General features: G+C 63.0%; 10 protein-coding genes. 7 read left to right on the forward strand and 3 right to left on the reverse strand.

Going from position 1 to position 11911, the window contains the following annotated elements; all coding sequences use genetic code 11:
* Positions 1 to 27 precede the first annotated feature (27 nt).
* The gene (locus tag AC522E_RS05200) at positions 28 to 1011 is read right to left on the reverse strand and encodes a HupE/UreJ family protein (RefSeq protein ID WP_500749321.1); all 984 of its coding nucleotides are present in this window, start codon (positions 1009 to 1011) and stop codon (positions 28 to 30) included.
* Positions 1008 to 1874 carry a peptidyl-prolyl cis-trans isomerase gene (locus AC522E_RS05205; RefSeq protein ID WP_500749322.1) on the reverse strand — a complete coding sequence of 289 codons (867 nt, stop codon included), beginning with the start codon at positions 1872 to 1874 and terminating at the stop codon, positions 1008 to 1010. The genes AC522E_RS05200 and AC522E_RS05205 overlap by 4 nt, the downstream gene beginning before the upstream one ends.
* Positions 1875 to 2613: 739 nt before the next feature.
* Here AC522E_RS05205 and AC522E_RS05210 point away from each other — a divergent pair.
* Positions 2614 to 2988, forward strand: a complete 375-nt coding sequence (locus tag AC522E_RS05210) for a hypothetical protein (protein WP_500749323.1) — start codon at positions 2614 to 2616, stop codon at positions 2986 to 2988.
* Between the two features lie 61 nt (positions 2989 to 3049).
* On the opposite strand, the gene AC522E_RS05215 is transcribed toward AC522E_RS05210, so the two are convergent.
* Positions 3050 to 4024, reverse strand: a complete 975-nt coding sequence (locus AC522E_RS05215) for a sugar-binding transcriptional regulator (protein WP_500749324.1) — start codon at positions 4022 to 4024, stop codon at positions 3050 to 3052.
* A 219-nt stretch (positions 4025 to 4243) separates the two neighbouring features.
* On the opposite strand from AC522E_RS05215, the gene AC522E_RS05220 reads away from it, so the two are divergent.
* The 6 genes from AC522E_RS05220 (at position 4244) to AC522E_RS05245 (ending at position 11864) form a co-directional block, all read left to right on the forward strand.
* The gene (locus AC522E_RS05220) at positions 4244 to 5230 is read left to right on the forward strand and encodes an ABC transporter substrate-binding protein (RefSeq protein WP_500749325.1); all 987 of its coding nucleotides are present in this window, start codon (positions 4244 to 4246) and stop codon (positions 5228 to 5230) included.
* A gap of 95 nt (positions 5231 to 5325) precedes the next feature.
* The gene (locus AC522E_RS05225) at positions 5326 to 6990 is read left to right on the forward strand and encodes an ABC transporter permease (protein WP_500750593.1); all 1665 of its coding nucleotides are present in this window, start codon (positions 5326 to 5328) and stop codon (positions 6988 to 6990) included.
* The gene (locus tag AC522E_RS05230) at positions 6978 to 8060 is read left to right on the forward strand and encodes an ABC transporter ATP-binding protein (RefSeq protein ID WP_500749326.1); all 1083 of its coding nucleotides are present in this window, start codon (positions 6978 to 6980) and stop codon (positions 8058 to 8060) included. The genes AC522E_RS05225 and AC522E_RS05230 overlap by 13 nt, the downstream gene beginning before the upstream one ends.
* Complete coding sequence (locus AC522E_RS05235) at positions 8057 to 9226, forward strand: MBL fold metallo-hydrolase (RefSeq protein WP_500749327.1); 1170 nt, start codon at positions 8057 to 8059, stop codon at positions 9224 to 9226. Before AC522E_RS05230 ends, AC522E_RS05235 begins: the two co-directional genes overlap by 4 nt.
* Positions 9223 to 10023, forward strand: a complete 801-nt coding sequence (surE, locus tag AC522E_RS05240; protein ID WP_500749328.1) for a 5'/3'-nucleotidase SurE — start codon at positions 9223 to 9225, stop codon at positions 10021 to 10023. Before AC522E_RS05235 ends, surE begins: the two co-directional genes overlap by 4 nt.
* 149 nt (positions 10024 to 10172) lie before the next feature.
* The gene (locus AC522E_RS05245; protein ID WP_500749329.1) at positions 10173 to 11864 is read left to right on the forward strand and encodes a Na/Pi cotransporter family protein; all 1692 of its coding nucleotides are present in this window, start codon (positions 10173 to 10175) and stop codon (positions 11862 to 11864) included.
* Positions 11865 to 11911: the final 47 nt, after the last annotated feature.

Genomic DNA, 11911 nt, shown 5'->3' on the forward strand with positions numbered 1-11911 from the left:
TGCCGCGCGCCAAACGCAGTTTTGGGCTCAGAGCAATGCCACGCGCTGGATTACCCAGAACATCGCCACGGTCCCGATGGCGTAGAGCGGCACCAGCTCCGCCCAGGCGGGCCACGCCACCCGGACGCGCTTCGCGACGGTGACGAGGGCCAGCATGCCCGCAATGAACAGCAACTGGCCGGCCTCGACACCGAGGTTAAAGAACAGGAGCGCCGCGGGAATTTGCCCCTTCGGCAGACCGATCTCGCTTAGCGCGCCAGCGAAGCCGAACCCGTGCAGCAGTCCGAAAGTGAAGGCGACGATCCACGGCAGGCGTACCGCCAGTCCGAGCTGTCCCCGGCGGGCGTGCAGGATCTCAGTCGCCACAAACACGATGCTGAGTGCGATCACCGCCTCGACAGGCTTGGGCGGCACGTGGACGATACCGAGCGTCGCCACCCCGAGCGTGATGCTGTGCGCCACGGTGAAGGCGGTCACGGTCTTCACCAGCCGCCATGTTCCGGTCGTGAGCAGCAACAGGGCCAGCACGAACAGCAGATGGTCGACGCCCATGAGGATGTGATCGATCCCGAGGCCGAGATAGGTTCCCGCCACGCTCCAGGCGCCTGGGCGGGCTGGGATCAGGGCCTCCGGCCGCTGCGGCGTGAGGCGCTCGACCCAGGTGCTGCCATCGGCGAATGCAGCGCGGACGAGCACGTCCGTGAGCGTCGCGTCCAAGCCCTCGATGCGCAGGTTGTGCCCGCGCAGGTTGTCTGCCCGCAGGCGCCAGGTCTGCACGACAGCATCCCCCGTTCTGCGAGCCGCAACCGGGGTCAGGACCTCGACCAGGCCCGAGAAGGCAGGGTCCAGGGCAAGGCGCATCTCGCCCGCCATCGGCGTCTTCCACAACACGCTGAACTCGCCGGGCCGATCCTCATTCAGGCCGAGGTAGGCAGGCCGGACCTCGTGCGCCCGCCCGGCGAGCGGGAACAGGAAAGTAGCCAGGGCAGCAAGGACCGGAAGCCATCTCATGGCCGGACCTCCACCTGATCGGCGAGAGAGCCCAGGAACGGTCGTACGGACGGGTCAACAGAGACCCGGTACTTTTGCAGCAGTCCCCGGAGAAGCTGGGCCTGGGCCGCTTCCTGTCTGTCACGGCGCCACTCCCCGGCGAGCCGCTCGCGGACCTCGGCAAAGGGACGCGCCTCGGAAGGCGACACCCCTGTGACCTTGATCAGGTGCAGCCCGTAGCTGGACTCGACAGGCCCCGACCAGCGCCCGAGCGGGAGACCGAGGACGCTTCGCGCGAACGAGAGGCCGAACAGGTTGCCGAGCGTCTGCTCGTCCTGGTCCGCGAAGCTGTCGCCGAGCAGGAGGCCGTCTCCCTGGTCCTCCGGAACCGCGGACCCCGCTGACAGGGCGGCGAGGGTTGCGCCGACGCGGCCGTCGCCGTGCTCACGGCGGAAGAACACCTGGGTGAACGACACCCGTGGCGGAGTGCGCACGAGATCCGGGCGCCGCTCGTAGAGAGTGCGCAGCTCGGCTTCGGGAGGCTCAGCCACCTGAATGGTGCCGTCGAGGAGGAAGGCCATCTTCTGTGCCAGCCGGCGACGGATCACGGTGTCACCGACATCGAGCTCTAGCGCCTTCGCCTCGCGGGCGAGCACCTCCTCCCGGAGATGGTCTGCGACGAGACGCGCGAGCTCCTCATCCGTCGGCGGGCGGCGCCACTGGCGTGTCCACATCTCCGTCAACCACTCGGCATCGGCTGCGGTGATCCTAACGGCCGTCGTTGCAGCGGCTTTGTCCTCCCTCGGGCCGAACGCATTATAGGCGGCAAACAGCAGACCGCCGAGGACAAGGAAGTGCAGCAGCGGTTCCTTCAGCAGCCTCATGCCGCAGCCTCGTGGCTTCCGTCTTGGTCGCTGTGAATCTTGGCGCGAATTGCGGGCCGTTGCTTGACCGGTTCGGCCACCTGCATGGCAATTACGGATATGAGTGATGCGCCGTGTCCTGTCCGAGCCGCTCACGCCGCCTATGCGCCCTCGGCACCTGCAACACCGTTCCTGTCCATCCTGATTGCTGGCCCGAGACATAGAACGATGTTGGGTCCGGAGTTGGCACTTTGCGGAAGTGCTGAAGGTCCGCATATCGATCTAAAGCAGCCCATCATTGATAATTTTGCTCGCTGGAATGCTTCAGGAAGCAACGCTTCTACTATCGCGCCCAAACTAGTCAGGATTTTCCCAATGAGTAATGTATTTCCAGGAATTGCGCGATGACAGTTGTCCTTCCTCAGCGCCTAAACTTGAATGTGTTTGTTTCCGCAAGCCTACTTCTATAGTTGGCCCAGGTCTTCATGGCGTCTCGCCGCTCCGCGGCAAAGTCATGTCTTTGGTAGGCGCCAACAATCCCACTGAAGGTGCCAGAGGTGTGATTGAGAGCCTTCTCTACGACATGGATAGGAATGCCGAGGCGGGCACAGCCGCTGGCGAAGGTTCGGCGGAGATCGTCGGGGCCGTGGCCTTCCCGGCCCGACGGAGCAGGTGTCGCAGCTAGCGGCGCGGACCCCTTTACGCTACTGTTTTCTCCATCTCATTGTACGATGTCGCCTTTACAACTTGCGAGGGAAAATTGAGTACCCACAATCAGAGTGATATAAGGCAGGTTCTTGCGAAGGCTATTCACACTCTCCCGTCCCCGAACGACCTGCGCCTCGTGGCCCAGCGCTTTGTCGACCATGCGGTCGAGCCTCGCCTGTCGCCCTCGGACGTCGACGTCGTCGTGCAGGAGTTGGGCTATTCGGACCTCGAAAACTTCTGCCGCGATGTCGGGCTGCCGGAGCACATTGCCGAGCGCTGGAAACGCTTTGGCGTCTCGTCCGAGATGGGACAGGTCTTTGCTTTCCTCGCCCTGCAGCGCAAGAGAGTGCGGGACGCGGTGAACGAGTTCGAGTCGACGAGGCATGTCGGATTGGACGACTTCTTTCAGGACCGTGGACTCATCTGAAGGGCTGCGGAAGCCACGTCTGCGCGCGGTGACCGTCGTGGACTGCCGAGACTGCTGACGCTCAGGCCTCTTCGAGGAGCGACGTCGCCGTTTCGCTGTCCGTGATCAGCACGCGAACCGAAACGGCCTTCAAGGCGGCTCGGATCGCCTCCACCTTATGCTTTCCACCGGCAGCCAGGACGACATTCGGGATCTTGCCGACCGCATCGAGGTCGATCGCCATGATCCGGCGATTGATCTCGTGGTCGACCAGCTGTCCGTCCGACGTGACGAAGAAGCAGAGAATATTGGCGACGGCGCCCTTGGCTCTCAATGGCTTGATGAAGTCCGAAGGGACAATGCCGTGTCGGAAGATGGTGGCGTCCGGTGAAACATCGCCGACGGTGAGCAAGGCGATATCCGCGGCTTCAGCGCGAGTCCTTGCAAACTGCAGAGTTGGCTGTGCCCATAGGCGGTCTCGCAGATCCGAGTCGTCGACGATGACCGGTGCCGTAATCTGGTAGCTGTCCGCTCCGAGCGCCTCGGCCACTTTCACGGCGACGATCGAGGGATTGATCCATTGCGAGTGCGGCAGGCTTCCGACAAGTGCCGCGACCGTCGCGTCTTTGAGCTGGCGCCGTGGCAGAAATGCCAGGCTGGCATAGAGCGTGGCGCCGCCGCCGATGGCGAGGGTCGCGCCATCGTGCATCTGCTCGCCGACATACATGGCGATGGCATGGCCGATCGCCTTCTCGAGACTCCTCTCGTCGCTGGGGGTCGGTACGACGACGGTCGCGGCAAGGTTCCAGCGCTTCTCAAGTTCCCGCTCGAGCCGAATCTGGCCCGCGGTCGGCGTGTTGATGGTTGTCGTGACAACGCCGTTGGCCGTGCAGGCTGCGAGCGTCCGCATGACCTTGATCCGTGTGACACCGAGCTTCTCGGCGATCTGCTCCTGCGTGAATCCCTCCACATAGTAGAGCCAGGCGGTCTTCACTTCGAGGTCGGATGAGACCAGGGGAAGCCCGGTCTCGCGGCCCTTCTTCTTGGATGTCGGCATCCCTCTTCATCCCTTAGCGGCGCCTTCAAGGAGGCTGAATCTCCCCGTCTCGCGCTGGCCTCAATCGACGATTTGGAACATTTGTCCTTGACAGTGAACAAATGAACAATATCGTCTCCGCGTGACGTCATCAATCGGTGACAAACCAAAAGAATAAGAAACGACGGATCGGCGATATGCTCTGATATGCCGGTATCGTGTAACACTAGGAGGAAAACTATGAAGCACTTTCTGAAGGGGTTGACGCTTGCGCCGTTTGCTTTCGCCGCAAGCCTGATCGTCTCCGCCGCCCAGGCGGACACGTTGACGCTTTACACGTCGCAGCCCGAGGCCGATGCCTCCAAGACCGTCGAGGAATTCCGCAAGGCGAATCCTGGCGTGGACGTTCAGGTCTACCGCTCGGGAACCAGCGACATTCTCAGCAAGCTCGCAGCGGAGTTCGCCGCCGGAGCGCCGCAGCCCGACGTTCTGTTCATCGCTGATGCCGTCAGCATGGAGATCCTGAAGAAGGATGGTCGTCTCGCGGCCTACAAGGAAGCGAACACCGCCGGATTCTCGCCGGAATCCTTCGATGCCGACAAGACCTATTTCGGCAGCAAGCTGATCACCACCGGCATTGCCTACAATACCGGCGCCGACAAGAAGCCGAAGCATTGGTCGGACCTAGCGGATCCTTCCTACAAGGGCATGATCGTCATGCCGAGCCCGCTCTATTCCGGCGCCGCGGCGTACCTGCTGTCGGGCTTTGCTGAAAAGCCCGATCTGGGCTGGGGCTACTTCGAGAAGCTGAAGGCCAACGACACGATTGCGGTTCGCGGCAACGGCGCCGTTCTGAAGTCCGTCGCGAGCGGCGAGAAGCCTTACGGAATCCTCGTCGACTTCATGGCGCTTAACGCCAAGGCGAAAGGTTCGCCGATCGACTTCGTATTCCCGGACGAGGGCGTTCCCGCTGTCACGGAGCCGGTGGCTATTCTCTCCACGGCGAAGAATCCTGCCGCGGCGAAGAAGTTCATCGACTTCATCCTGTCCGACGCCGGTCAGAAACTTGCTCTCTCGCAAGGCTATCTCCCGGCCAAGGAAAGCGTCGGTCGCCCGGCATGGCTGCCAGAGAATGCAAAGATCAAGATCATGCCGATCGACATCAAGCCCGTCCTCGGACGGATTGAAGACGACAAGAACAAGTTCTCCAAGCTTTTCGGCGGCTAAGGAGCCTTTCGATGGCCGTATCGATCAGCCGCACGCAGGCATCTTCGGCGTTGCCGATGCCTGCCTCGCTGAAAAGAACCTTTTCGACGGAATGGATGCTGACGGGGATCGTCGTTGCGATCGTCGCTCTCCTGTCGGTCCTTCCCATGCTGCGCCTGTTGCAAGAAATCATTGCACCGGGCGGAAGGTTTTCGATCGCGGCCGTTGAGGCCGGGCTCGCCAATCCTGCGACATGGACCGCGACCTGGCACTCGCTTGTCGTCGGTTTCGGAGGCACCGCTCTGGCGGTGCTCTTCGGAACCGCCGTCGCGACCCTCGTATCCCTTACCGACGTTCGCGGACGCAGCGCATTCGTGCTCTGCTTCGTGACGCCGTTGATGATCGCGCCTCAGGTGACGGCACTCGCATGGCTGCAATTGTTCGGCCCGGCGAGCCCGCTCCTGAAGCTGCTCGGCATCGCTCCCCCCTTGGGAAGCCGCAATCCATTGTACTCCGTGCAGGGCATCATTCTTCTGCTCGGCGTACAGTACGGACCGCTGGTCTTCCTCATGGTCCGCGCCGGGCTGCGCAAGCTCCCGCGCGAGCTGATCGAGGCAGGACTGGCAGGCGGTGCCGGCCGCTGGACGGTGCTGAGGACGATCATCCTTCCGCTGATGACGCCCTCAATCATCGGCGCCTCCGCCCTGGTCTTCGTCTCGTGCGTCGGCAACTTCGGCATTCCGGCCTTCCTTGGAATTCCCGCCAACTATCTCGTTCTGCCAACGCTCATCTACCAGCGGCTTGCCGGGGCGGGGCCATCCGTTCTTGGGGAGGTTGCGTTCCTGTCAGTGCTGATCGGCGTGATCGCAATGGCAGGAATCGTGGCGCAGGACATCATCAGCCGCCGCCGCGACTACCGCATCACATCCACCTCGCTTCCCGCCGATCCGTTCGAGCTCGGACGCTTTCGCGTGCTTACCGAGGCGATCATGTGGACGATCATCCTGGTTATCCTGGTGCTGCCGCTGCTCGGGCTCCTGTTGAGCTCCCTGGTTCCCGGCTACGGCATCCCGCTGTCGCTCAAGACGGCGACCCTCGCCAACTATTCCTTCGTGCTGTTCGACCATGCAGCCGCCAAGAGCGCCTTCGTCAACAGTTCCATCCTCTCTGTCACGGCCGCGGTCTTCGCCGTGCTCGTTGCGGTGCCGCTCGCCTACTTCATCGCCTGGCGCATGTCCTGGTGGACCAAGTTTCTGAATCTCACGGTCGAACTGCCCTATGCGCTTCCCGGCGTCGTGCTGGCCATCGCGGCGCTGCTGCTGTTCCTGAAGCCGATCCCGGTGATCGATCTCCAGATCTACAATACCGTCTGGATCATCCTGTACGCCTATCTCGCCCGCTTCATGGTCCTGGCGCTGCGCCCGACCGTGAGCGGCTTCCATCAGATGGATCGCTCGCTGGAGGAGGCAGCGCAGGTTGCTGGGGCCGGGTTCCTCATGCGGCTGCGTACGATCATCTTTCCGCTCATCGCACCGGTGGCTGTCGCCGGAGGGCTTCTGATCTTCATGACCGCACTGAGCGAGCTGACGGTTTCCGCGCTCCTGTGGTCCTCCGGATCGGAGACCATCGGCGTCGTGATCTTCTCCTTCGAGCAGGGTGGCGACTCGAGCTACGCAGCGGCGATCTCGATGATGACGGTCGCCCTGACTTTCCTCCTGATGCTCGCTTCCAATTTGCTTGCACCTCATCTGCCGAACGGAGTCCTCCCATGGCGGGATTAACGATCGACCAAGTCAGTAAACGTTTCGGCGATTTTGATGCGTTGTCCAACGTATCGATCGATGTTGCTGATGGGGAATTTCTTGCGGTCCTGGGACCGTCGGGATGCGGTAAGACGACTCTGCTCCGAATGGTGGCCGGTTTCGAGAAGGTCACGGGCGGTCGTATCGTCATCGGAGGCCAGACGATGTCGGCGCCCGAGCACAGCGTACCGCCTGAGAAGCGTCGTGTCGGAATCGTGTTCCAGAACTATGCACTCTGGCCGCATATGACAGTTGCCGAGAATGTGGGATACAGCCTGAAGGTGGCGAAGGTCGCCCGCGCCGAGCGCGACAGACGGGTCGCCGAGGCGCTTTCCCTCGTCAACCTTACGGGTTTCGGCGACCGGCGTCCTGCCAATCTCTCGGGAGGCCAGCGCCAGCGCGTGGCCCTGGCGCGCTGCCTCGTCGCAGCACCGTCCCTGGTCCTGTTCGACGAACCGCTTGCCAACCTGGACGTCCATTTGCGCGCCGCAATGGAAGACGAATTCGCAGATTTCCATGCGCGCACGGGCACCACCATCGTCTACATTACGCACGATCAGGCAGAGGCCATGGCGCTCGCGGACCGGATCGCGGTCATGGACAAGGGCCGTCTCGCCCAGCTTGCGCCTCCGCGCGAGCTCTATCGGGAGCCGGCAAATGAAATGGTCGCATCCTTTATTTCGCAAGGTATCATTCTTCCGGCAGACGTGCTGACGGCTGCTGATTCCGGGCATTGCCGGGTTCGCGTCCTCGGATACGAAGTCGTCGTGCGCTGTCGTCCCGACGAGCGTCCGCGTCCCGACGCAAAGCTTTGCTGCCGCTCCCCAGAGCTCGAAGCAGTCGGGCCCGGTGAGGACGGGATTCCGGTGGCGATCAAGCGGGTCGTCTATCAGGGTGGCCGTGCCCGGGTCGAACTGTCGCCCGTCGAGCGTCCCGATCTCAACCTCCACATCGAGCAGTCGGATCCCGTAACGCTGGAAGCGGGCGTGGAAGCACGTGTGCGCATCCGTTCCGGCTGGGTTATTCCCGAAGCGAGGACTGCTCCATGATGCAGGTCGATCTGCATGGCGGCTTCGGCGAGAAAGGGCGCACGAGCATCGCGGTCCGCAGCGCGGACAGTCACATTCTTCTCGATGCCGGGATCAAGGTCGGCGCGACCGGGCGTGAGTACTATCCGGCCATTGACTCCGATATCGGAAGCATCCAGGCGCTTCTCCTGTCTCATGCGCATGAGGACCATGTCGGCGCTCTTTCCTGGCTCCTGGCTGAGGGGTATCGCGGTCCCATCTTCATGACCGAGGAGACCTGCGACGAGGCGCCGGCGACCCTCGAACACTATGCCGATCCGGAACAATTGAAGCACTTTCCGTTCCCGCGCGATCAGGTCAAGCAATTCAAGCCCGGCGACACATTGACGATCGGGGATCTGACCATTCGGACCGGTCGCTCGGGGCACGTGGTTGGTGGCGTGTGGTTCGCCGTCGGCAACGGCGAGGACACGATCGTCTATTCCGGCGATGTCCTGCCCGACAGCAAGGTCTTCGTGATGGATCCTGTGCCGTCATGCAACCTGCTGATCCTCGACGCTTCCTATGGTGCGGATCCGGTCTCGGGTAAGACTCGAGCGGACGAAATCGCCGCCTGGATTGCCGCGCACCCGCAAGGATGCCTGCTTCCGACGCCCTTGTTCGGCCGATCGCTGGAATTGCTGGCAGTGATGCCGGAACGCTTCTCGATCCATGCCGGTATGCGCGAGGCGCTGGCGTGCCAGATCGCAGCCACGGACGCGCTGCAGGCCAATGTGGTGGAAAAGCTGACGCAGAAACTCGCTGCAGCTCTGGACTGGCATGATGGCGAGCCACTTCCTGACTGTCCGTTGCTGGCGGACGACGGCATGGGAACGGCGGGCCCGTCCGCAACGCTGATTCCCATGGCCGATGCCTGCGGCTATCCGGTGCTTCTGACGGGTCACCTGCCGGCCTCTTCCCCCGGCGACCTGCTCCATCGCAGTGGCCGCGCGTCCTGGATTCGCATGCCCACCCATCCGACCTTGTCCGGCAACATCGAGATCTGGCGCGCGGCCGGCGGTCCGCCGACCCTTGGCCATTCCTGCACGCCTGCCACTCTCGAAGAACTCGGCCGGCACATCCCTTCGCTCCACACCGAATTCCGGACGGGCCAAAGCCTCAGGCTATGCAAAGGAAAGTTCGCATGAGAATCCTGGTCTGCAACGATGATGGGGTCGATGCACCCGGTCTCGCCATCCTCACCGAGGTTGCCAGAACCCTCTCCGAGGACGTGTGGGTCGTCGCTCCGGACGGCAAGCGCACCGCCAACGGTCCGTCGCTGACCATTGCTCGGCCGCTGACGATGACGCGCCTGTCGGAACGGAGGTATTCGTGCTCCGGTACCCCAGCGGACTGTGTCGTGACGGCCATGGCCTGGCTCTTCAAGGACGATCGACGTCCTGATCTGGTCCTCTCCGGAATCAATGACGGCCGCAACGTCGCTGAGGATCTTGCCTATTCGGGCACTCTTGGCATCGCCCGCGAGGCGAGCTTCTGGGGCATTCCGGCCATCGGCTTTTCCCGCGTGAAGAACCCCAGGGCGACGGACATGGATGTGCCGTGGCTCGGCGACCTGATCGGCGGACTTTGGCAACGGCGCGACGACTGGGCGATCGAAGGCCATTATCTGAGCGTCAACCTGCCCACGGCGCTGCCGGCACCGATTCGACAACCGAGAATCGGCCGCGATAAGATCGGACTATCTGCCGAAGTCGTTTCGTCCCAGGGCAATACCGTCGTGATCACGGTCCCGCGCGGCCGGGCCCACAGCTCAACCCCAGGGGACGAGAACGAGGCCATCGACGGCGGCTGCGTCACAGTCAACCGGCTGAACTGGTTCGGCGAAACACCTCTCCAGGCAGAGCTCCTTTCGGAGCTCGCCCCGCCATCCGAGGTCGGAGAAGCGTTGCAGGCCAGGGAGAACCCGGTCTCCAAACGTGCATGAGGGGCAGCGGGCGCCAGATCTCCGATCCGGGGATAGCCCGTCCCAGGCGGAGCTTGTGCCGGTAATTTGTCCTTGCGGATCCTGAAAGGACTTGCATCGGGGTGATATTGGCACTCAGTTAAGTCGGCAAAATAAATTGGGCTCTCACAATGGACGCAACCCGGACACTCATCCAGTTGATTGGCAGCGTCGCCCTCATGCTATGGGGCGTGCGCATGGTGCGTACCGGCGTGAGCCAGGCCCTCGGGGCCGAGTTGCGCCGTCTTGTCGCCGCATCGTCCCGGAACCGCCTCACGGCCTTCGCGAGCGGATTGATCGGGACCACGCTGCTGCAGTCGAGCACCGCCATGGCTCTCATCATCGGCTCCTTTGCCGGGAGAGGCCTCATCGGCCTGTCGGCCGCGCTGGCGGTGATGCTCGGTGCCGACGTGGGCTCGACGGTTGCAGCGCAGCTTCTCGCCTTCGATATCAAGTGGCTTTGGGCGATCCTTGTCGCCGGCGGATTCGGGCTGTACAGCGCCCGTGAGAGTGCCCAAGGTGCGGCGCGCGCCCTGATTGGCCTCGGCCTGCTTCTCCTGGCCCTTCAGGAATTGGGCTTGGCCGCCGCGGCGCTGCGCGAGTCGCCTACGGTGCGGGTGGTTCTTGCGGCAGTAGGCGGCGAGCCGATCATCGCGCTCGGGATCGCTGCACTGCTGACCTGGGCGGCTCATTCCAGCCTCGCCATTGTTCTCTTCGTGATGTCCCTCGCCGGAGGCGGTGTCATTCCGGTGCCGGTGGCGCTGACCCTCGTGCTCGGGGCCAATATCGGCGGCGCGTTCGCTCCCTGGGTGGCACTTTCCGGCTCACCGCCGGCAGCGAGGCGCGTGCCGTTGGGTAACCTCCTCATGCGCGGAGTTGTCGGCCTCGTTGCCTTGCCATTCGTGGGTTTCATGGCCGAGGAACTGACCACCTTCGTCCATGATCCTGCCCGCAGCGTGGTGCTGTTCCACACGGCCTTCAACCTTGGCGTCGCAATTCTCGGGCTTCCGTTCGTCGGCGCTCTCGCTGTCCTCCTCCAAAGATGGGGCAACGAGACCACGAGCATCGTCGACGAGGGACGGCCGCGCCATCTCGAAGCAAGCGTCCTCGACACGCCGTCCGAGGCCCTGGCCTGTGCCATGCGCGAGTCCCTGCGCATGGGGGACCTGGTCGATGCCATGCTGAACAACGTCCTGGCTGCGATCGAGGGCAACGACCAGAAGCTGGTGAAGGATATCGAGAAGGCGGACGATACCGTCGATCGCCTGCACGAGGCCATCAAGCTCTACCTCGTGGAGGCGTCCAAGGCGCCCATGTCCGAAGAGGAAAGCCGCCGTCTGCTCGAAATCCTGGCGTTCACGACCAATCTTGAGCATATCGGTGACATCATCGACAAGAATCTCGTCGAACTCGCCGCCAAGAAGGTCAGGCGTCAGCTCTCGTTCTCGGCTGAAGGACTCGAGGAGATCCGTGCCTTCCACGGCCGGGTCACGGAGACGATGCGCCTTGCCGCCAACGTCTTCGCGACCCGGGATGTCGGCCTGGCACGCAGGCTGTTCGCCGACAAGAGCGCCATGCGAATTGCCGAGCGCAATGCAACCGAGAGCCATTTCGTGCGCCTGAAGGATGGCAGGCCGGAATCGATCGAGACGAGTTCCATCCACATCGACATCATCCGGGACCTGAAGCGTATCCACGGTCACCTCACGGCCACGGCCTATCTGCTCCTCGAGGCTCAGGGGGATCTGGCGGAATCGCGGCTCCGGCAGAAGAGTGCCAAGGAACACCAGGGACTGTCACTTCCGTTGGGAGACCGCGCCTAAATCGTCGTGCCCGAACCGAGGGTGTAACCGTCCGAAACTTTAGTGAG

The organism is Microvirga sp. BF8, from assembly GCF_059888585.1.